Below are 19,446 nucleotides of genomic sequence, written 5' to 3'. Positions count from 1 at the left end.
CTCAAGCCACTTTGGCATTGCGCGCGGCGCTGTAGCGGTTATCGGCAAACGGCAGCCCCAGGTTTTCGCGCAGCGTTTTGCCTTCATACTGGGTACGGAACAGGCCGCGTTTTTGCAGAATAGGCACCACCAGCTCGATAAAGTCATCCAGCCCGCCCGGCAGCCACGGCGGCAGCACGTTGAAACCGTCTGCGGCCTCGTTCTCAAACCACGCCTGCAGCGTGTCGGCCACCTGCTCCGCGCTTCCCACCACGGTAAAGTGCCCGCGCGCGGTCGCAACCCACTGGTAGAGTTGGCGAATGGTGAAATTGTTTTCATCGGCGATCTGGCGGATCAGTTCCGGGCGCGATTTCATCCCTTCGGTCACCGGCAGCGGCGGCAGCGGGCCATCAGGATCGAATTTACCCAGGTCGATCCCCCCACCGGCCAGGCCGTTCAGTAGCGCAATGCCGTCGGCTTCGACGATAAGCGAAGTCAGCTTGTGGTATTTCTCTTTGGCCTCTTCTTCGGTACGGCCAATAAACGGCGCGACACCGGGCATGATCAGCACGTGATCCGGGTTGCGGCCTGCTGCTCTGGCGCGAGATTTAATATCGCGATAGAAGGCCTGCGCCGTCTCCAGATGCTGGTGTGAGGTGAAAATGACTTCGGCGGTGGCAGCTGCCAGCGCACGTCCGCTTTCAGATTGCCCGGCCTGCACGATCACCGGCTGGCCCTGAGGAGAACGCGGCACATTCAGTGGCCCGCGAACTTTAAAGAATTTGCCGACGTGATTCGTGTCGTGCACTTTATTGCGATCAAAGAACTGGCCGGAGGCTTTATCACGAAGGAACGCGTCATCCTCGAAGCTGTCCCACAGCTTTTTGACCACTTCAACGTGCTCTTTCGCCCGCTGATAGCGATATTCGTGCGGATGCTGAGTATCGAGGTTGAAGTTATGCGCCGCAGCCTCCGTCGCCGTGGTCACGACGTTCCAGCCTGCACGGCCGCCGGAGATTAAATCCAGCGAGGCAAACTTGCGCGCCAGGTTGTACGGCTCTTCATAAGTGGTCGAGGCAGTCGCGATAAAGCCGATATTGTTGGTCAGCGGGGCCAGCGCGGAAAACAGCGTCACCGGTTCAAAACCGGCCACCTTGGCGGTGCCGCCATCGGTCACGCCAGAAGCCGGAATCGCCAGGCCATCGGCCAGGAAGTAAGCATCAAACAGCCCGCGTTCGGCGGTTTGCGCCAGCTGTTTGTGGAATTCAAAACTGGTTGCGCCGTCGGCAGGCTGATCCGGATGACGCCATGCCGCAATATGCTGGCCGCCGCCGGGAAGAAAAGCACCTAATTTGATTTGTCTGCTCATTCTGGTTTTCTCCTGATTCGATGCCGGATAGTTGGGCTGGAACCAAGATAGCCAGAATGCGCAGCCATTCTGAAATAACAAATATTGAGTTCGTTATTTACATTTTCGCAATAAGAATTCCACTCCGTTACAACAATACGTTATTAGCTATCTGCTTTCGCTTCATCCACTGGAGGCTGCGGGCGCGAATTTTTACGCTGCCAGGCCGGAAGTTCCGCCAGTGTGATCCCGACGGGCACCACCCGATGCTTCAGACAAGCAACCCGCTGAGAACGATAGATTCCGCTATAGCCGGAGACCAGCCAGGCGACCACGCAGGCCATCGCGGCATACACGCCAATCTCCGCGCCAAACAGCTCAATCGCCATCAACGTCGAGGCGATCGGCGTGTTGGCGGCCCCGGCAAAGACAGCAACAAAGCCCAGGCCAGCCAGGAAAGCGAACGGAAGATGTAGCAGCGGCGCCAACGCGTTACCCAGCGTGGCCCCGACATAGAATAAAGGCGTCACCTCACCGCCTTTAAAACCGCTGCCCAGCGACATGACGGTAAAAGCCAGCTTGCCGAGAAAGTCCCACGGTGCCAGGGGGTGCTGAAAAGCATCAACAATCACCGGAATACCAAGACCAATATAACGATCCCCCTGCAACAGATAGACCGCCAATGCCACAATAACCCCGCCGATAAACGGACGTAGCGGCGCATACGCCACGTATTTTTTCATCACACCGCCAATCAGGTGCGTGACATCAGCAAAGACGCGCGCCGCCAGGCCAAAACAGCAGCCAGCAGCCATCACCGCCCCCAGCGTCCACAAGGAGAGTGACGGAATCAACGACATTGCGTAGTGGGTATGGTGTACACCCCACATTAGCCCCACCAGGTCAGCCACCACCGCCGCCAGCAGGCAGGGGAAAACGGCGGTGTAGTGCATGCGGCCAATCGCCATCACCTCAAGACCGAAAATAGCGCCGGCAAGCGGCGTGCCGAATACCGAGGAGAAGCCAGCGCTGACCCCCGCCATCAACACCATTCGGCGCGCGTCGTTATTGAGCTTGAGCAACGAGGTAAACTGGTCAGCGATAGAAGCGCCCATTTGCACCGCAGTGCCTTCACGCCCAACCGACGCACCAAACAGATGCGAAACGACGGTACCGATATACACCAACGGCGCCATCCGCAGAGGAATGGTGTTCGCCGGGCGATGTACCTCTTCAAGGATCAGGTTATTCCCGCCCTCTACCGAGCGGCCAAAGCGCAGGTAGAGCCAGCCGACGGCAAAACCGGCAAACGGCAGCAGCCAGATCAGCCAATGATGCGTGATGCGCGTCGCAGTTGCCCAATCGAGTGAAAAGAGGAAGAGCGCGGAGGCGGAACCGGCCAACACAGCAATCACTGTCGCCAGCAGCAGCCACTGTAAAAGAAAGAAAAGCGTATTTTTACGCGCGAAGTGTTCAGAAATCATGGACGCATCCTTAGATGAATTGATCATCCTGGACGCGGTAGAGGTGTGCCTGTTCATTCCCGGTCCAGGAATAAAAACAGGCATCATCAGCCACACGGCGGTTCAAGGGGGAATGCCATCCCCTGTCGCCCTACTTTAACACATGAAACGTTTCAGCCAACTATTTCTCTTTCAGCGTCTCCAGCGGGAAAGCGCGATCCTGCACGACGGTTTTCATCACCAGCGTCGAGCGCAGGTGCTGTACGCCCGGCATGGCCGAGAGCTTTTGGTCGTAGAGCTTCTGGAACGACGAGAGATCGCGCGTGACCACCTGCATTAAATAGTCGGGGTCGCCAAACAGCCGCTGGGCCAGCACGATCTGCGGGATCTCTTCCACCGCCTCCTCAAAGGCGCTAACCGCTTTGCGATCACCCTCTTTAAGCGTCGCAAACACCAGCGCCACAAAATTGAAGCCCATCTTGCCTGGATCAAGGTTGGCGCGATAGCCGGTAATCACCCCCTCCTGCTCCAGCGCCCGCAGGCGTCGATGGCACGGCGAGAGGCTCAGGTTTACCCGTTCAGCCAGCTCGGTGATAGATAAACGGCCATCCGCCTGTAGTTCAGCAAGAATTTTTCGATCAATGCTATCCATTTAGAAGATTCTCTCTCTGCGCGCGGAATTCCAGCATAACATTGAAAGCCCATTGCGCGGAAATAACGATATTCTTTCTCGATATCGGGTCAGGGTTTTCGGGGATAACGCAATGAAAAATAATGGAGAATGTGGGTCATGGAGATGAGCTTAGTGGCCGGTTTCTGGCTGGTGTCGTTTTTGCTGATCATGACGCCAGGGGCCGATTGGGCCTACACCATCAGCGCCGGAATCCACGGCCGGCGTATTGTTCCGGCGGTAGCCGGGCTGATGTCCGGGCATCTGCTGGCGACCATCGTGGTGGTCGCGGGCGTTGGCGTACTGATTGCCGGGCATCCGCTGGCGCTGTCGGCTATCACGCTACTGGGCGCGTTCTATTTATTGTGGTTAGGCATTTCCCTGCTGCGCCACCCGGCAACTGTCTCCAGCGCCAGCCAGCAGAGCGGCGGCTGGAATCGGTGGGTGCTGAAAGGGCTGTGCATCAGCGGCCTGAATCCCAAGGTTTTTCTGTTGTTTCTGGCGCTGCTGCCGCAATTTACCGATCCACACGGTCAGTGGCCGCTGGCACTGCAAATGTCGGCGCTGGGGCTGATGCATCTGCTGACCTGTACGCTCATCTATCTGCTGGTAGGTTACGGTTCACGTGCGCTACTCACCAGCCGTCCACAGGCCGCGCGGGTCGTCAGCCGGATATCCGGAGGATTGATGGTGGCTATCGCGGCGATGCTGATCATTGAACAGCTCCGCTAAAAGCGAGGAAATCGCGCCAGCCTGCGCTGGCGCAAAAAGGTCAGGCGCGAATATCGTCGTATTCGCGAGTCTTATCAAACTCATGCTTGGCAAACGGGCACAGAGGAATCACTTTTCGTTGTTCCTGGCGCATCTTTTCCACCACCTTCGCCACCAGCTGTTTCCCGACCCCCTGCCCTTTCAGGCTGGGGTCGACATCGGTGTGCTCAATAATGCTCAAATGCTCGCCGGTCGGCACAAAGACGATTTCCGCCACCTGGTTGCCGTTTGCATCATTCACATAAAACTTGTTATGCCCTTCCAGAATCTCCATCGCACCCTCGCTTAGTCATGATGACGGTATTTCAGCGCCCCGCTTGGGCAGGTATCGATCACCCGCACCACCGTGGCAACGTCCACTTCATCCGGGATAATCCACGGTTTCCGCTTCAGGTTAAACAGCTTGCTGCTGCCTCTGACGCAATTGCCGGAGTGCTGGCAGATGTCGGTGTTGAAATAGACATCAATCTTTTCCCCGGTATAGACGCGATAGCCCGCATCCTGTAGTTCCTTATCCATGACATTGCCTCTATTTTTTATATGGGTTCGAGGCTAAGCATAGACCTGGGGCGATGGAGACCGCCACTCATTTCACCGTGACCTCGTTACGGATTCGGTTCTGGAACTCGGTAGATTGGGCAGCGAACTTCTGCATTTTGTCGGACAGGTCGCGCAACACGCGAGTGCCGTCGTTTGAACGCCCGTACAGATAATCAAAATAGACCGTGCAATCCGCCAGCTTGCAAAGCTTGGCGTAATCATCCTGCAGATGCGGGAAGTAAATGAAGATCAGCGCCTTTATTTTCGAATGAAGCTGCGTGTTATCACCATTAATGCTGGGCTGCGTACTACGATATTCGGCATCCTGCTTTTTCTTTAATTTAGCAATAAAAAAACTGATGCTGGCCAGCCGCTGGGTGTGCCACTCAATTTCCATCGCCAGCAACTCCTCATATTTTTGTAGTATCTTTTGCTGTTTTTCCTCTTCTCTTTTTAACTCGAATTCAGTATGCATCTTTTTTTCTATTTTCATTTCTGTGCGCATGATGAGAAACCATCCGCCCCCCAGAATCAGGAAACAGACGATGAGAAGTAATACTACGACGATAGCGCTGTCCATACACGAACCTCTTCGATGATGTGAATACGAAAGACGTGGGGTAATAGCGACACAACTGCGCTTTAACATTAATTAAATTATTCAGGCGGAGTACAAATAAGGTGTGGCAAGGTTTGCAGGGAAAAGTAGAGAACCCCGGCCAGCTTCGCCGGGGGTTTCACTAAAGCAGGAGGCAATTAGAAGGAGTAAGCGACACCCACACGGAAACGGGTCTGGCGGTCATCACGATCGTTGACGCCTACATTACCCACTTCGCCATACGGAGCCCAGTTTTTGTCGATTTTATATGCCACTTTCACGTTATATTCCTGAGAATATGGCTTGTTGTTGTTACGTGCATTGCCTTCTGAGCTACGTGCATAGACGTAGTTCAGCTCGGTACGCCAGTCACCGAACACGTAACCAGCCCATGCATCACCACGGTTAACTTTGTCATCGTCTTTATTGGCATTTGACGGATAACGGGTGTAGTCATAACGATAACGCGCGGCTACGTAGAAGCCGTTGTCGAAGCTATATTGAACGCGCAGGTTCGGCTTATAAATAGAACGGCTGTCGTTACTTTCAATATTAAAGCCAGGCTGAATGGAGAAGTTTTTATTAAATTTGTATTGGTAGCTAATAGATTCTTCATGACCGTTACCAACGAAGTCAGAGAACGGTTGATCGGTGTTGTTACCACCTGATTTCCATTTTGCTTCAACGGAGAAACCAAAGCCGTTTGCAAAACGGTGAGAGACAGAAACGCGGTCAGCGTTTGTTTTATCAGTTTTACCGCCGTCAATAAATTCATGACGGAGATCGACAGTAACTGCGGATGCTGCGAAAGAGGCGCCACATAATGCCATCAGGACCAGAGATTTTTTAAACATGCAATAACCCTCAATTGGAATTGTGTTTCATTTTTATGGAATTGCATTTTATTTTTTTACGAAAGATATTTTAGTGATCGAGATCGTAAAGATTTATTTCATAAGCCTACGAAATGAAAGGACGTGACAGGGGTCAAGAAAACACCGCTTGACGAATGGGAAATACAGCTATGGATCACACAAAAGAATAATTTACACTTAGCTGACATAACTTTATAAAACAAAATTATTTGTTAAATATCAATGCTATAAGAAAACATAATTACGCTTGTTACTTATTTTAAGGCAATAATTTACACCGTCAACAATATAAAGACTAAGAATTAACCTAGTCATAAAATCGTATTTGATACATTTTCTTCACAATATTGGCGTGACTAACGGAACTTTTTTCGAGCGAATTTGCGCACAAAAATCCGTCTCCAGGAAATTCATTTTCACCGATCATTTGTATACATTCCGGACCAATGGGACTGTGTGACATGCAACAACGGGAGCACCATCATCAATGCTACGTTAGCCGCTGGACGGTGATATTCTGTCGATAAACAAGAGAGGCAGGTAACACGAGAGCACTTCCGTCAGCCAGCCCAACTGCGGACTCCTGCATGAAAAACAACATCGCAACCCAGGACTGGCTTCGCCGGGCCACCGCGCCATCGCGCATTGAGATTATTGAAGCTTACTTCAGGGGGCATGGCTATCAGCCGCATCGTCACGATACCTATGCCATTGGCCGCACGCTGTCTGGCGTGCAGAGCTTCCGTTATCGCGGCAGCATGCGACACGGCCTTCCCGGCTCAACCCTCGTACTACACCCTGATGAGCTTCACGACGGCGAAGCGGGAACCGAAGAGGGTTTCCGCTATCGCATGCTCTATGTTGAGCCGTCGCTGATTCAGTCCATCCTGGGCGGCCAGTCATTACCCTATATCAAAGGGGGGATATCCGCCGATCCGCGACTGCTGGCCGCCGCCACGCCTTTACTCTGCGCCGTTGATGCTCCGCTACAGCCGTTGGAAGAAGATGAAGCGCTCTACGGTCTTGCGCACGCGCTGTCAGCGGTGGGGGGGCTGCGCTTTCATCGTCGCGCCTTCGATTATCCGGCCGCCGAACGGGCCAGAGACTATATCCACGAATTCTTTTACCGCAGCATCTCTTCTGAAGAACTCACCGCCGCCAGCGGTCGCGAGCGTTGGGCGCTGAGCCGTGACTTCCGCGCCCTGTACGGTACCAGCCCTCATCGCTACGTTATCCTGCGGCGCATCAGCTACTGCAAGCAGTTGCTCCTGGCCGGATTCAGCATGGCGGATAGCGCGATCCAGGCCGGTTTTACCGATCAAAGTCATATGATTCGCCACTTCAATGCGTGTATCGGGCTGTCTCCGGGGCGCTGGCTAAAGCTCCACGGCCTCTCGTCCCCTACCTGCACAAACGTACAATACGCGCCACCTGCCGCTTTATAAGCTGGGTTCTCTTGTTACAGGAGACTCACTCATGCAGAAGCCCGTTAATTTTGTGTCAAAACTTGCTCAGTTCAGCGAGCACTGGCAACCCAAAGTGGTCGCTGAAATGAACGACTATCAATTCAAGGTAGTAAAAATCCAGGGCGATTTTATCTGGCATGCGCACCCGGAAACCGACGAAACGATCGTCGTCCTCGCGGGCACGCTGGAAATAGCGTTCCGCGATCGTATTGTTGAAGTTCAGGCGGGCGAAATGTTCGTTGTTCCACGGGGTATTGAGCACAAAACGGCAGCCGTACACGAAGCGCATCTGCTGCTTATTGAGCCGCGCGGCGTACTCAATACCGGCCATGAGGGCGGCGCGCGCACCGCCGTCAACGACGTCTGGATCTAATCTTTTCGCCCGTCAGGCGGAGTTACGCCTCCGCCTGCTTCGTCTTCACGGGGACCTCATCCAGTGAGTAATACACTGCCAGCCCAAGCTCATTCGCGACCCTGACATCATTATCCGCACCGTTAGACGCGCCTTCAATGCGCAGCACCGCATCACAACGCGTCAACAGTCGATGAGCCACAGGGTAAAGAAACGCTTCGCTGATGGCATCGCCAATTTTCTGCGACCCCGCCGCCGCCGAGAGCGGAAATGCCAGCCACTCGCCAATCACCGGGATATGCCCTCGCTGATACACCGCCAGCGCCGTCTGCTCCATGCGGGCCAGGTTTTCATGCATCAACCGTTCATCGCCGTTGGTGCCACTTCGCACTGGACCTGCAATCAATATGATCATACTTTGCATCTTATGCTCCACATAGGTTGTTGTTTTGGGTAACAGGTGACAGCGCACAACCTATCATGCATAATCGTGCACATTCAAGATCAAACACGCATAGAGAAAATGATGCTAGCCAGCCAGCGAAAACAGCACATCCTTGAGATTCTGGCTCGGGATAAACAGGTGCACTCTACCGAGTTAAGCCAGCACTTCAACGTCTCGGAAGACTCAATTCGCCGGGATTTACGCGAACTTGCGGCGGCGGGATTGCTCCAGCGCGTCCACGGCGGCGCGCTGCCGGTTTCAGCCGCTATCGCCCCGTTCGAAGCAAGAAAAAGCGTGCAAATTGACGCAAAGAAAACGATCGCGCAAAAAGCAGCGGCATTAATCTGCCCGGGCCAGGTGGTGATCGTTGACGGGGGGACAACCACCTCTGAGATGATCAAGCTGCTGCCAGTCGATATGCCGTTCACCGTGGTGACCCACAGCCCAAACATCGCCGTCGGTCTGGTCGACTATCCGTTAATTGATGTCATCCTGCTCGGCGGCACGCTGTTCAAGCACTCGGTGGTCACGACCGGGACGGCGATGACCGAAGCAGCCAGCCGAATCAACGCCGATCTGTACTTTATGGGCGTCACTGGAGTGCATCACAGCGCCGGGTTTACGACCGGAAATTTTGAAGAGGCAGGAGTGAAACGTCTGCTGAGCGAACGAGCCTCGGAAACCGTGGTCATGGCCTCTCATGAGAAAATTAACGCCGCCTCCGCTTTCGCCATCGGCGAGCTCAGCCTCGCCAGCACGCTGATCGTCGACGGTATACTGGATCAACCGCTCACCGATGCGCTTGCCCGCAGCGGCGTTACCCTTATCCACTAACCGAGGTCATCATGCTGGATATCACCCATTTTGGGCTGTTCATTCTCTCCGTGTTCCTGCTCTCCATCACGCCGGGGCCCGATATGGCCTATGTCGTCGGCCAGAGCGTGGCAAACGGTCGCCGCGCTGGGCTGATTTCCGCCGCAGGCGTCGCGCTCGGTAGCTGCACCCATGCGGTCGCCAGCGCCGTGGGATTAACGGCGTTGATCACCGCCTCACCGCTGCTGTTCACCGTGGTGAAGTACGTCGGCGCGGTATACCTGATGTATCTGGGTGGGAAGATGATTCTGGGAACATTTAGCCGGAAATCGGCACAGGGCGATGAACCGGTGGTGGAGCGAAACAGGGCCAATACCGGCGGCCTGCTGTCAAAAGGGTTTATTACCACCCTCACCAATCCGAAGGTGATTTTGTTCTTTATCTCCTTCTTCCCGCAGTTCGTGATGCCGAACGGCGAGCATCATGCCGTTTCGTTTCTGATCCTCGGTATGGCCTATGCGCTGGTTGGTTTTATGACCGACGCCACGTTTGCCATTCTGGCCGGTAGCGCCGCCGGCGCGGTCTCGCGTAACCAGACGCTGCAAAAGGTGTTGGATCGCGTGGTCGGCACGGCGTTTATTGGCCTGGGAATTCGGCTGGCGCTGACGCGACGCTAGTCGTGCCCGCGGCAACCCAATAAACAGAGCAGCCGGTTTCCCGGCTGCTCCAGGCAAAGCGATTTTTTCACGCTCGCTTAGAACCACGCCTCAAACATGCCGCCGAAGTTCAGTGAATCCAGCTGCTGGTCGTCGGTACCGTTCACCTTCGCCGTGCGCTTGTTGTCGACCTGACCGCCGGTCACGTAGAAGCGCAGCATCGGACGGAATTCCGGGCCCATACCAATCGCGATGTTCTGCGACAGCGTCAGCTTCCAGCCGTGGTTATCTCCGCCCTGGTCGTAATCCACACGCTGGTAACCCGCTTCCAGCCACGTCGAGTGCACGTCGTTCCAGAAGTACATCGGACGTACAATCGCGCCGTAGTTTTTACGGTTGTCGGTTTTGTCTTTGCTGTTGTCGTAATCGTGGAACGCCAGCAGGTATTCCACCTGCGCCTGCTGGGTGAACTTGTAGTTACCCTCGAAGCTGGCGTAGATAGCCGTCAGACCGTCGGTTTTGTTGAACACGCTGTTATCCGAGTTATCGGAGTAGCGCAGGATAACCTTGTTCACGCCGCTGTCATCGCTGTTGGTGTGGCTTAACAGCAGGCCGCCCTGCCAGGCATCAAGCTGCTTGTCGTTATCCACCGCTTTGGAGTCGAAGCCGTAGTTGGCGTACACCTCAACATCGATTGGGCCCGCTTTGATGTTGTGGGTTTTGGTGGTCAGCGCGTAGTGGCCGTCATCACCGGTGTCGGAGTTACCGGTACAGGTGATGCGCGACGGGTTCGACTCATCGGCCATCACTTCCGGACTACAGGATTTCACCTGAGCCACCGTGGCCACGTCGAACTGCACGCCGCCAATATCAAAGTTTTTCACCCCGGCACCCTGGCCGTCGTGGTTCATCCAGAAGTAGTCGTTGATACCCTGTTGCGGACGCTGGTGGAAGTCACGACCGGCCCAGATATAGGCGTTCGGGTTGGATTCGAGCACGTTGGTCACGCCGACGTAGGCCTTTTTCAGGTTCACTTCGTCGCTCCAGTGGTCGAACATTACGTTGATATCCCAGATCGCGCCTTTTTCGCTCTTAAAGGCCTTGGTGAGCTGGAATTCGCCGCCGTTGCCTTCGTTACCCAGACGACCGATCGCCGAGGCGCCGTTATAAGAGCCATCCACGCCGACGTATTTCTGATCGCCCGCCTGGAAATGCGCGCCGTAGCGGGCGTAGCCACTGAACTTCAGGCCGAACGGTACCGCCATATCCGGCGTCGCTGCTGCGGTCTGTGGGTTGGTCTCCAGATCCACCTTCTTCGCGGCGGCGGCGTCCATTTTGGCCTGACGATCCGCCAGTGCTTTATCGACGGCTTTGGCCACAATGGCGTCGATTTGTTCCTGAGTAAATTCTTGTGCCATTACAGAGGAAAGAGGGCAAAGTGCGGCAATAACCGCCATAGCTAAAGGAAGTTTTTTTACAGTTTTCATGGTTATCTCAAATTAATTATATTCTCAGACAATAACCATCCCGTTCTGGTGTAAATATAAAAAGACGCCACCAAAACAAGCTGATTTTATTTTTGTTTATGCAGAGGTAAGTTTAAATAAATGACGTAATAAATCCTCCATATTCTGGATAATTAAAATTTAGCCATAGACAAATAATCTATTATGACACTACGCGTATTAACCAAATGACTGATGTCATTTCGATATTTCGACCATAAGGGAAAATACAACTTGCGGTATTTCATCGTCACGCCTGGCAATGTGCTGGCGCTATCTATCGCATCCTGGTGCGAGGCGGTCGCTGTATCAGCTACCGCCTCTTACACAAGACTATCAGTGAACAATTTACATTCACTAATCTGCCGTTAAGCTCAGCGTCGTTCGCTAGCCTCCCAGCTATAAATACCCGCGGAGGTTAACGTGTCACCCAATTCCTGATAGGAGAAATCATAAAAATCAGCACTGACTTCATAACCAGAATAGTCGACGGCTGCCAGGCCAACGAAGGCTCCGGTAAAGAACCCGCCATAGCTTTGCAGGACGTAATCGTCTGACAGTATTGCAGCATCTAATGTGACAGGAATTTCAGTGAAATGAGTACCGTCAAAGCTATATTCATAGCTATAGATTTGTTTCCGAACTTTCGTGCGGAACCAGACATACTCAGTACCTTCCGGAATGTTGATCGCATCATCTTTTAAATAAGATGTATATTTTCCACGGTTATTCTCACCAACTTCAATGACCGAGCCATTAATTTCATTCCAGGTGATGAAAACAAAACTCCAATGACGATCGTTGTAGTAGTTTGTTAACCCAGCCATCTGTTGATAGCTAAATGGATTAAATTTAACCTTAACTTGCGCATCAAAATAGAAGGCTTGCCAGCGTCGGGCGATAAGCGACAGGTCATGGGTATTGGCTAACGAGCCCTGACCTATTAATGTCAATTTACCCTCGCCGGTCGTGCCCATCTTTTCGTTAAACGGAACGCGAAGCGTATTCCAGTTGTGATCGAGCGTCGATGAGGTAAAGGCATCATACTGGCTATGATCTTTGGCGCTTTCGGTGTAAATGGCATCCTTTGGCCCTTCAACGAAGGTTTTTCCACCGTGCCCCCCTTCGACACGCGGCCAGCCTTCTTCATCCCAGTACACTTTTTGAATCGATGTCTCTCTGCCCAGCGTTGACCAGCCGCGCGGGTCGTAAATCGACTCACCAGGGCGATTCCACGGACGGGCGCAGAGCGAGGCGTAGTACCATTCACCACCAGGTGTTGAAACCAAAGCGCCATGCCCTTGCTTTTGAATGTAACTGTCTGGTGTATCGACGTTAGTGATGAACACCTCGCCAGGCGCAGTTTCAAAACTGTGGGCATCCAGCGTTTTTGAACGGGCAACCACTTCCTGATGGGTAAACACCGTCCCGCCCTGAGCGGCGAAAAGATAGTAATAGCCGTCTCGCTTATAGAGATGTGGCCCTTCAACCAGTGCCACAGCGGTACCGCGATAGAGCGTTCGCGCGGTTTCTGGTTTTAATTTTAAGGTCCTGGTGTCAAGCTCCGTTAACGTAATGCCATTGAATGGATGGTGATATTCACGGTGATCCCAGGTTTGTTGAACAATATATTTGCGCCCATCATTATCATGGAACAGTGAAGCATCAAAACCAACGCCATTCAGTTTAATGGGGTCTGACCATGGGCCACGGATATCCGTCGCGGTGGTCAGGTAGTTGGTCATGTCTTTAAAGGCGCCTTCTGTGATTTTCACATCCGTATACACTAGCCAGAATTTGCCATCAGCATAAGAGAGCGCCGGAGCCCAAATCCCACCGGATGAAGGGTTGCCCTTCATATCCAAAAGCGTGGTTGTCGATAACGGACTGGGAAGCAGATTCCAGTTTTGCAGATCCTTTGACTCGTGTAAGCGAACGCCAGGGAACCACTCAAATGTAGAGTTGGCAATATAGTAGGTTTCACCAACGCGGATAATGCTGGGATCCGCATTGAATCCAGGTAATACAGGGTTTTGAATAATGGCCATATCATTCTACCTTTCTATAATTATTTATTTTAAATCTTTCACAAATCGAATAATTTTTTAAACTATACCCGTATCTCATCAAGCTGACGGTTGATCTCGGTGACATTTTTGTCTGAGATAGGGTAAAGCTGAATAATGATCATCGACACAATCGCCAAAATAATAGGGATCCACACGGCTGTCATAATAATGCCATCGATAGCACTGGCACTTTGTTGGGCACCGGTTTCGCTAAAGCCATATGCCGCCAGTATCCACAATGGAATCGCGCCGCCAATCGTAAAACCAATCTTGAAGAACAGGCCCATAATCGCATTAATAATTGCGGCGTTGCGCTTCCCTGATTTTAATTCGCCATACGCAATCACTTCAGGAACCAGTGCCCACATGAAACCCGTGGCCGAAGTTAAGCCCCATTGTTTGATAAATGTCGCGATGTAAGCCAGCCAAAGCGCATCATGCATTCCTTCACGTGACCAAACGTAGGTCAATAATTCACCGACGATAAACATGCCAAGGAAAAGGTGGAAGAACCCTTTTTTACCAAAAATGCGCTTCAGTCTGGACCAGAAAATAGGGAAGATAATACCGGGAATTGAGGCGACAAGACCAATTGCGCCCATCCATTCTGAATGACCAACAACAAACTGATTAAAGAAACCATTGACCGTGTTCATAAAGAACATAAAGGTAAAGGCCAGCATGAAGAACAGACCGAGAATGACCAGAGGTCGGTTATTTTTCAGCTCAAGGAAGAGATCGGTCGTTTTCACGTTAGCGGTTTGTTCCGCCGTCGCGACAACACGCTCTTTAGTGAATTTGTAGCAGACGAAAAGTGCCACAGCGCCAATTATCATATAAATGGAGTATACGCCAAACCATGCATAATTCGCGGATGGATCGGTATAGTTACCCATATTAAGTTCAAGACCAAAAAAACCCGTGTCTTTGAGGCTTCTGTCTTTGGGTGACGCCATTTGTACAAACATCGGGAACATCGTATAAACAAGCAGGTTAGCGCTGTTTGCCAGCATCATGCGGGTACTGGTGAGTTTATCAATAGACTCCGGATCTCGCGTCAACGAGGCGTTAAGAGAACCATAAGGAATATTAACCACTGAATACACCAGGTCCAGCGCTAAATAAATAATAAATGCAAAAGGAACAGAACCCCGAACCCCAGGGATAGGGGCGAACAGCAATGCGGAAAGAATAACAAGCGGAATACCGGCTCTTAAAAGCCATGGGCGATATTTACCCGCTGCTGAACTTCTTTTATCAACATAGGTTCCGACCATCGGATCCCAAAAAACGTTAACGATACGAACAAAAAGAAATATAAATCCTGCCGTTGCCGTACTAATGGTATTTACCGTCAGCATGTGTAGCGCGAGAAAACCGCCAATCGTACCGAATACAAGGTTCTGCGCAAAGTCACCCATCCCATAACCAATACGCTCACCCCGTGTTAATTTGTGATATTCGTCATGCCGATTTTGAATTATATTTTTACGCATTCCAATCAGGTCTCCGATTTCATTTGTGAATGTGAAACACTTTTTGGCACAGGTCACCGCCGACAATCTATTGCGTTTTTATATTAACTGGTTACGTTTTTTTACTTTTGTGATCATTAAAACACATATTTCTTACGTACACGTAGCAACAATATGGCCTTTTCAACCCCCGCAACGCCTGCGCAAGGCGCATAGAGCCTACAAAGTCATCGTTTTCTTCCAACGTTTGTTAGCGGAAGCTCTCCCCAAAATAGGCTTTCATATACACATCATCGCCATGAATATATAACAATACTTTTGTGATATTTATCACGTTTGGGCAATCTCCTAATCTGCGAATGAAATTCCGTAATTGATCAAGGAGCGATGGAAAATACAGGATAGCCACAGTGATTGACTTTTCGCTTTCTGAATTATGGAGTTCATTATGCAAAATTATTTCGATCAGCTCGATCGTGTACGTTTTGAAGGACCTAAAACAACCAATCCACTCGCTTTTCGTCATTACAATCCGGATGAAATCGTGCTGGGTAAACGAATGGAAGAACATCTGCGCTTTGCCGCCTGTTATTGGCATAACTTCTGCTGGAATGGCGCGGATATGTTTGGCAAGGGCTCTTTTGAACAACCCTGGCAGCAGGCTGGCGATGCGCTCGCGCTGGCAAAAATGAAAGCCGACGTTGCTTTTGAATTCTTCCACAAACTCAATGTGCCGTATTACTGCTTCCATGATGTCGACGTCTCGCCAGAAGGCGCATCGTTGAAGGAATATCTGAATAACTTTGCCGTAATGACCGATGTACTGGCGCAAAAACAGCAAGAAACCGGAATGAAATTACTGTGGGGAACCGCCAACTGCTTTACCCACCCCCGTTACGGCGCCGGTGCGGCAACCAACCCGGATCCTGAAGTGTTCTCCTGGGCAGCAACCCAGGTCGTTACCGCCATGAACGCAACCCAGAAACTGGGCGGTGAAAACTATGTTCTGTGGGGCGGCCGCGAAGGTTATGAATCGCTTCTGAATACGGATTTGCGCCAGGAGCGCGAGCAAATTGGCCGTTTCCTGCAGATGGTCGTTGAACACAAACATAAAATCGGTTTCCGTGGCGCGCTGCTGATCGAACCGAAACCGCAGGAGCCGACTAAGCATCAATACGACTATGATGTCGCCACGGTATATGGATTCCTGAAGCAGTTTGGTCTGGAAAAAGAGATTAAAGTCAACATCGAAGCCAACCACGCGACCCTTGCAGGGCATACCTTCCAGCATGAAATTGCCAGTGCGATTGCCCTGGATATCTTCGGTTCCGTGGATGCCAACCGCGGCGATGCGCAGCTCGGCTGGGATACCGACCAGTTCCCGAACAGCGTTGAAGAGAACACGCTGGTGATGTATGAGATCCTCAAAGCTGGCGGGTTTACGACTGGCGGTCTGAACTTTGATGCCAAAGTGCGTCGTCAAAGCACCGATAAATACGATATGTTCTATGGCCACATTGGCGCAATGGATGTGATGGCGCTGTCGCTGAAGAAAGCCGCTCGTATGCTTGAAGATGGCGCGCTCAATAAGCGCCTTGAAAAACGCTATGCAGGCTGGAATGGCGAACTGGGTCAACAAATTATGCAAGGACGACTGTCGCTAGCGCAGCTTGCCCACTATGCCGAGCAGCATAATCTTAACCCTCAGCATCAAAGTGGGCATCAGGAACAGCTCGAAAACCTCGTTAACGCTTACCTCTTTGACTAAATCTTGTTTTAAATGCCCCTGCGGGGGCATTTGCTCAAAAGGAGTTGATTCATTCCCGACGTTTAGCCCAGGTGCCGCTTTGCCTCGAGCCGGACCCGATGCAGAACGTGGTGTTTGATCTCGCTGTAGGCAGGGTGTTCAGCCAACGTTTCAATATCCCGCTCCCGCCCAAAGGGCAGAACGATCTCATCGACAATCTTTCCTGGTTTTGCCGACATGATCAGGATGCGATCGGCAAGAAACAACGCCTCTTCCACATCGTGGGTGACGAAAAGCAGCGTGGTGCCGGTGGACAACCAGGCCTCACGCAGCAACTCTTGCATCATCAGCCGGGTTTGCGCGTCCAGCGCGCCAAACGGCTCATCAAGCAGCAGCACTTCCGGGCCGGGAAGCCAGGCGCGTGCCAGCGCCACGCGCTGTTTCATACCACCGGAAAGCTGCCAGGGCGCGTGATTCTCGAACCCTTTCAGCCCCACGCGTTCCAGCCACGCCTTCGCCTGAGCGTTGGTTTCGTCCTTGCGATGTTTTCCCAGCCGCGGGCCAAAGGTGACGTTGTCCAGCACCGACAGCCAGGGAAACAGATTGGGCTGCTGGAAAATCATTCCGCGATCCGGCCCCGGCTGCCGCACCGTTTTGCCCCCTGCCGCCACCCGTCCGCTATCCGATTTATTGAACCCGGCGACCAGGTTCAGAATGGTGGATTTTCCGCAGCCGGACGGCCCGAGCAGCACAACAAACTCGCCGCGCGTCAGGGTCAGACTGATATCTTCCAGCACCGTAAACGGCTGTGGTTTCGCCGCAAAAGCGAGCGACACATTTTCGAGAGTGATTGCACTCATTATTCTTTCCCCGCCCAGGGCACCGTCAGACGTTGTAGCCCCAGCAGTAAGAGATCCAGCAAATAACCGATGCCACCCAGCAGCAAAATACCGAGCATGACGATATCGGTGCGCAGATAAGAGCTGGCGTTAATAACCATCCAGCCCAGCCCCGAACTGGCCGCGACCATTTCCGCCGCAATCAACGACGTCCAGCCAATACCAATCGAAAGCCTGACGGTGGTGAAAAGATCCGGTAGCGCATCCGGCAACACCACGCGCAGAAAAATCTGCCAGCGAGATGCCCCGAGAGTCTGCGCCACACGAATACGCGAGCGGCCAATGCGCTCAACGGCCGCCGACGCGCCCACCACGACGCTCAAAAACGTGGCAATAAAAATCAGGAAAAATTTGGATGCTTCGCCAATGCCCAACCAGACCACCGCCAGCGGGATAAGCGCGATTTTGGGCAGCGGACGCAGAAACTGAACAAAAGGGTTAAGCACTGCCGATAAACCCTCCGACAAACCCATCAGGAGACCCAGCGGTATCCCGATAATAATGGCCACCGAAAACGCGCTGAGGGCGCGCGCCAGGCTCACCGCGATATGCTCCCACAGCGGCACCTGACGGTAGCCGTCTGCCAGCAGCTCTTCGGTGGTCAGCCCGATGTCGGTGAGCGACGGCAGCAGCAAGGGATCAACCCACTGTCGCGTCGCCGCCACCTGCCAGACGATAAAGAAAACCGCCACCGACAGCACGCTGATGGCGATATGCTGACTCAATCTCATTGTGCCGCCACCGCCGCATCACGAATGTAGCGAGACTGGATCGCGTTATCCCAGTTGGCGGGAATATCACGCTGGCGAATCTCGCCGATGCCCGCGAGAAAACTGGAGGTTTTACTCAACGCTTTGCCAATGCCGCTGTCGGAGGTGTGTGTACCGTTACCCAGCCAGTCGGCGGTGCCCTGCTGGGCAAGCGTCGGGTATTCCAGCCCGCCGAGCGTATTTGCTGCGGTAGTGACAGGCGCGCCAACCTCTTTAGCCACAATCGCCGCGGCGCGTTCCGGATCTTTCCTGAACTCATCGACTTTCTGCTGGTGCACGCGCAGGAAGGCGGTGACCGCTTCTGGATATTGTTCCGCAAAGGCTTTGCGTACGACGTAGTTGTTGTAGATCAGATAGCCGTCTTTCTGCAGATCTTTGGTCGCAAAGACCTGATGCCCGCCCGATGCCTCCAGCTCCTGGGCAAATGGCGCCCAGACGTAGCCAGCATCAATATCGCCACGTTTCCAGGCCGCCACCATCTCAGCCGGACGCAGCGGCAGCAGCGTAATTTTGCTGCGATCCAGCTTGTTCACGCTAATTGCGGCTTCAAGGGCGTACTGTGCCGTTGAGTTTGGCGGATAAGCCACACGCTTACCTTCGATATCATTGATTTTCACAATGCCATCTTTGCCAATCAGTCGCTCGTAGCTGGCAATCACGCCCGACACGCCAATAATCTCGACCGGTAATTTACGCACGATACCCGCCGTGGCAGGACTGGACCCGAAATTAGCAATATCAATGGCATTGCTGGCAAAATAATTCAACGCATCGGCGCCCGATGCAAATTGCACCCATTTAACTTTGCTGTTTAGCGCTTTATCCAGAGAGCCGTCGGCTTTTGCCAACATTAATACCTGCGAACCGCCGCTATAAGCGACACGGACCTCAGCCGGCGTCTCGGCAAAACTCATATTTGCCCATAAACCACCCGCTGCGATTAATAAGCAGAGACTTTTTTTCATTTTATTTTTCCTTTGATGAAACCGATTATTTCGCCCGAAA

General features: G+C 52.6%; 20 protein-coding genes and 1 riboswitch. Of the genes, 6 read left to right on the top strand and 14 right to left on the bottom strand.

All coding sequences use genetic code 11. The features are described from left to right. Position 1: 1 nt before the first annotated feature. The 3 genes from GY169_RS04510 to GY169_RS04500 form a co-directional block, all read right to left on the bottom strand. Positions 2–1,348, bottom strand: a complete 1,347-nt coding sequence (locus GY169_RS04510) for an LLM class flavin-dependent oxidoreductase (RefSeq protein WP_163446082.1) — start codon at positions 1,346–1,348, stop codon at positions 2–4. Positions 1,349–1,491: 143 nt separating this feature from the next. After that, a complete protein-coding gene (locus tag GY169_RS04505) occupies positions 1,492–2,811 on the bottom strand; it encodes a voltage-gated chloride channel family protein (RefSeq protein WP_167575081.1) in 1,320 nt (439 codons plus the stop codon). A 70-nt stretch (positions 2,812–2,881) separates the two neighbouring features. Further along, positions 2,882–2,943: riboswitch (Fluoride riboswitch) on the bottom strand. A gap of 28 nt (positions 2,944–2,971) precedes the next feature. Further along, entirely contained in the window at positions 2,972–3,442 is a 471-nt protein-coding gene (locus tag GY169_RS04500; protein ID WP_065358244.1) for an Lrp/AsnC family transcriptional regulator, read from the bottom strand. A 138-nt stretch (positions 3,443–3,580) separates the two neighbouring features. On the opposite strand from GY169_RS04500, the gene GY169_RS04495 reads away from it, so the two are divergent. Continuing rightward, a complete protein-coding gene (locus tag GY169_RS04495) occupies positions 3,581–4,192 on the top strand; it encodes a LysE family translocator (protein WP_163446080.1) in 612 nt (203 codons plus the stop codon). A gap of 40 nt (positions 4,193–4,232) precedes the next feature. Here GY169_RS04495 and GY169_RS04490 read toward each other — a convergent pair whose 3' ends face one another. The 4 genes from GY169_RS04490 to GY169_RS04475 form a co-directional block, all read right to left on the bottom strand. Further along, positions 4,233–4,505, bottom strand: a complete 273-nt coding sequence (locus GY169_RS04490; protein WP_163446079.1) for a GNAT family N-acetyltransferase — start codon at positions 4,503–4,505, stop codon at positions 4,233–4,235. Positions 4,506–4,516: 11 nt separating this feature from the next. After that, positions 4,517–4,750: a 4Fe-4S mono-cluster protein YjdI gene (yjdI, locus tag GY169_RS04485; RefSeq protein ID WP_064542861.1), complete on the bottom strand. Its 234-nt coding sequence runs from the start codon at positions 4,748–4,750 to the stop codon at positions 4,517–4,519. Positions 4,751–4,817: 67 nt separating this feature from the next. Continuing rightward, the gene (locus GY169_RS04480) at positions 4,818–5,351 is read right to left on the bottom strand and encodes a hypothetical protein (protein WP_167575080.1); all 534 of its coding nucleotides are present in this window, start codon (positions 5,349–5,351) and stop codon (positions 4,818–4,820) included. Positions 5,352–5,527: 176 nt separating this feature from the next. Then, a complete protein-coding gene (locus GY169_RS04475) occupies positions 5,528–6,223 on the bottom strand; it encodes a porin (protein WP_064542854.1) in 696 nt (231 codons plus the stop codon). Positions 6,224–6,831: 608 nt separating this feature from the next. On the opposite strand from GY169_RS04475, the gene GY169_RS04470 reads away from it, so the two are divergent. Further along, on the top strand, positions 6,832–7,689 hold the full coding sequence (locus GY169_RS04470) for an AraC family transcriptional regulator (protein ID WP_167575079.1): 858 nt from the start codon (positions 6,832–6,834) through the stop codon (positions 7,687–7,689). 31 nt (positions 7,690–7,720) lie between these two features. Next, positions 7,721–8,083: a cupin domain-containing protein gene (locus tag GY169_RS04465; RefSeq protein WP_163446076.1), complete on the top strand. Its 363-nt coding sequence runs from the start codon at positions 7,721–7,723 to the stop codon at positions 8,081–8,083. A 22-nt stretch (positions 8,084–8,105) separates the two neighbouring features. Here GY169_RS04465 and GY169_RS04460 read toward each other — a convergent pair whose 3' ends face one another. Then, positions 8,106–8,486, bottom strand: coding sequence for an NUDIX hydrolase (locus tag GY169_RS04460; protein ID WP_167575078.1), 381 nt, complete (start codon positions 8,484–8,486; stop codon positions 8,106–8,108). A gap of 102 nt (positions 8,487–8,588) precedes the next feature. On the opposite strand from GY169_RS04460, the gene GY169_RS04455 reads away from it, so the two are divergent. Continuing rightward, the gene (locus GY169_RS04455; protein ID WP_167577244.1) at positions 8,589–9,341 is read left to right on the top strand and encodes a DeoR/GlpR family DNA-binding transcription regulator; all 753 of its coding nucleotides are present in this window, start codon (positions 8,589–8,591) and stop codon (positions 9,339–9,341) included. Positions 9,342–9,352: 11 nt separating this feature from the next. Further along, positions 9,353–9,997, top strand: a complete 645-nt coding sequence (locus tag GY169_RS04450; protein WP_167575077.1) for a LysE family translocator — start codon at positions 9,353–9,355, stop codon at positions 9,995–9,997. Between the two features lie 77 nt (positions 9,998–10,074). On the opposite strand, the gene GY169_RS04445 is transcribed toward GY169_RS04450, so the two are convergent. The 3 genes from GY169_RS04445 to GY169_RS04435 form a co-directional block, all read right to left on the bottom strand. After that, positions 10,075–11,463: a carbohydrate porin gene (locus GY169_RS04445; protein WP_163446073.1), complete on the bottom strand. Its 1,389-nt coding sequence runs from the start codon at positions 11,461–11,463 to the stop codon at positions 10,075–10,077. A gap of 392 nt (positions 11,464–11,855) precedes the next feature. Continuing rightward, a complete protein-coding gene (locus GY169_RS04440) occupies positions 11,856–13,529 on the bottom strand; it encodes a glycoside hydrolase family 43 protein (protein WP_167575076.1) in 1,674 nt (557 codons plus the stop codon). Positions 13,530–13,591: 62 nt separating this feature from the next. Beyond that, positions 13,592–15,031, bottom strand: a complete 1,440-nt coding sequence (locus GY169_RS04435) for an MFS transporter (RefSeq protein ID WP_167577243.1) — start codon at positions 15,029–15,031, stop codon at positions 13,592–13,594. Positions 15,032–15,473: 442 nt separating this feature from the next. On the opposite strand from GY169_RS04435, the gene xylA reads away from it, so the two are divergent. Then, the gene (gene xylA, locus GY169_RS04430) at positions 15,474–16,793 is read left to right on the top strand and encodes a xylose isomerase (RefSeq protein WP_163446071.1); all 1,320 of its coding nucleotides are present in this window, start codon (positions 15,474–15,476) and stop codon (positions 16,791–16,793) included. 62 nt (positions 16,794–16,855) lie between these two features. Here the strand turns inward: xylA and GY169_RS04425 are convergent, their stop codons facing one another. From GY169_RS04425 to GY169_RS04415, 3 genes are read right to left on the bottom strand one after another with little or no spacing between them, the layout of a single operon-like run. Then, complete coding sequence (locus GY169_RS04425) at positions 16,856–17,632, bottom strand: ABC transporter ATP-binding protein (RefSeq protein WP_167575075.1); 777 nt, start codon at positions 17,630–17,632, stop codon at positions 16,856–16,858. Further along, entirely contained in the window at positions 17,632–18,402 is a 771-nt protein-coding gene (locus GY169_RS04420) for an ABC transporter permease (RefSeq protein WP_163446069.1), read from the bottom strand. Before GY169_RS04420 ends, GY169_RS04425 begins: the two co-directional genes overlap by 1 nt. Then, complete coding sequence (locus GY169_RS04415) at positions 18,399–19,406, bottom strand: glycine betaine ABC transporter substrate-binding protein (protein ID WP_163446068.1); 1,008 nt, start codon at positions 19,404–19,406, stop codon at positions 18,399–18,401. Before GY169_RS04415 ends, GY169_RS04420 begins: the two co-directional genes overlap by 4 nt. Positions 19,407–19,446: the final 40 nt, after the last annotated feature.

This window comes from Kluyvera genomosp. 3, from assembly GCF_011765685.1.
Taxonomy (GTDB): domain Bacteria; phylum Pseudomonadota; class Gammaproteobacteria; order Enterobacterales; family Enterobacteriaceae; genus Kluyvera; species Kluyvera georgiana_A.
This window is presented reverse-complemented; position numbering and strand designations above follow the sequence as displayed.

Coding starts and splice junctions, on each gene's coding strand:
- GY169_RS04510 (WP_163446082.1), bottom strand. CDS start 1,348: ATGAGCAGACAAATCAAATTAGGTGCTTTTCTTCCCGGCGGCGGCCAG.
- GY169_RS04505 (WP_167575081.1), bottom strand. CDS start 2,811: ATGATTTCTGAACACTTCGCGCGTAAAAATACGCTTTTCTTTCTTTTA.
- GY169_RS04500 (WP_065358244.1), bottom strand. CDS start 3,442: ATGGATAGCATTGATCGAAAAATTCTTGCTGAACTACAGGCGGATGGC.
- GY169_RS04495 (WP_163446080.1), top strand. CDS start 3,581: ATGGAGATGAGCTTAGTGGCCGGTTTCTGGCTGGTGTCGTTTTTGCTG.
- GY169_RS04490 (WP_163446079.1), bottom strand. CDS start 4,505: ATGGAGATTCTGGAAGGGCATAACAAGTTTTATGTGAATGATGCAAAC.
- yjdI (WP_064542861.1), bottom strand. CDS start 4,750: ATGGATAAGGAACTACAGGATGCGGGCTATCGCGTCTATACCGGGGAA.
- GY169_RS04480 (WP_167575080.1), bottom strand. CDS start 5,351: ATGGACAGCGCTATCGTCGTAGTATTACTTCTCATCGTCTGTTTCCTG.
- GY169_RS04475 (WP_064542854.1), bottom strand. CDS start 6,223: ATGTTTAAAAAATCTCTGGTCCTGATGGCATTATGTGGCGCCTCTTTC.
- GY169_RS04470 (WP_167575079.1), top strand. CDS start 6,832: ATGAAAAACAACATCGCAACCCAGGACTGGCTTCGCCGGGCCACCGCG.
- GY169_RS04465 (WP_163446076.1), top strand. CDS start 7,721: ATGCAGAAGCCCGTTAATTTTGTGTCAAAACTTGCTCAGTTCAGCGAG.
- GY169_RS04460 (WP_167575078.1), bottom strand. CDS start 8,486: ATGCAAAGTATGATCATATTGATTGCAGGTCCAGTGCGAAGTGGCACC.
- GY169_RS04455 (WP_167577244.1), top strand. CDS start 8,589: ATGCTAGCCAGCCAGCGAAAACAGCACATCCTTGAGATTCTGGCTCGG.
- GY169_RS04450 (WP_167575077.1), top strand. CDS start 9,353: ATGCTGGATATCACCCATTTTGGGCTGTTCATTCTCTCCGTGTTCCTG.
- GY169_RS04445 (WP_163446073.1), bottom strand. CDS start 11,463: ATGAAAACTGTAAAAAAACTTCCTTTAGCTATGGCGGTTATTGCCGCA.
- GY169_RS04440 (WP_167575076.1), bottom strand. CDS start 13,529: ATGGCCATTATTCAAAACCCTGTATTACCTGGATTCAATGCGGATCCC.
- xylA (WP_163446071.1), top strand. CDS start 15,474: ATGCAAAATTATTTCGATCAGCTCGATCGTGTACGTTTTGAAGGACCT.
- GY169_RS04425 (WP_167575075.1), bottom strand. CDS start 17,632: ATGAGTGCAATCACTCTCGAAAATGTGTCGCTCGCTTTTGCGGCGAAA.
- GY169_RS04420 (WP_163446069.1), bottom strand. CDS start 18,402: ATGAGATTGAGTCAGCATATCGCCATCAGCGTGCTGTCGGTGGCGGTT.
- GY169_RS04415 (WP_163446068.1), bottom strand. CDS start 19,406: ATGAAAAAAAGTCTCTGCTTATTAATCGCAGCGGGTGGTTTATGGGCA.